Origin of the sequence: Rhodococcus sp. IEGM 1307 (assembly GCF_030056915.1) — a bacterium.
GTDB classification, from domain to species: Bacteria; Actinomycetota; Actinomycetes; order Mycobacteriales; family Mycobacteriaceae; genus Rhodococcus_F; species Rhodococcus_F opacus_D.
Genome location: NZ_JASHKW010000099.1, coordinates 1 through 258, shown reverse-complemented (window position 1 = coordinate 258; position 258 = coordinate 1). Strand labels below are relative to the sequence as shown.

Annotated in this window: 1 protein-coding gene; it reads left to right on the top strand. The window is 66.3% G+C overall.

Annotated elements, in window-relative coordinates; all coding sequences use genetic code 11:
• Positions 1 to 23 precede the first annotated feature (23 nt).
• On the top strand, positions 24 to 258 hold a 235-nt coding region (locus tag QM841_RS42980), incomplete at its 3' end, for a hypothetical protein (RefSeq protein WP_283336807.1).

The window sequence follows — 258 nt, the reverse complement described above, 5'->3', positions numbered from 1 at the left end:
AGACAGTCCTCGACCACCACGACATGCTCCGAGCCCGACTCCGGCGCGGAACAACAGACGAAGACACCGTCCTCGAAATCCCACCGGCCGGAACAATCGCGGCCGCACCCCTCATCACCCACGTCGCGGTCGAGACGGACCCGGACAACGACCTCGCCGCGATGGCACGCACGCAACTCGACGCCGCAACACACCGACTCGACCCCGAAAACGGGATCATGCTCCAACTCGTCTGGCTCGACCCCCGCACCCAACCCG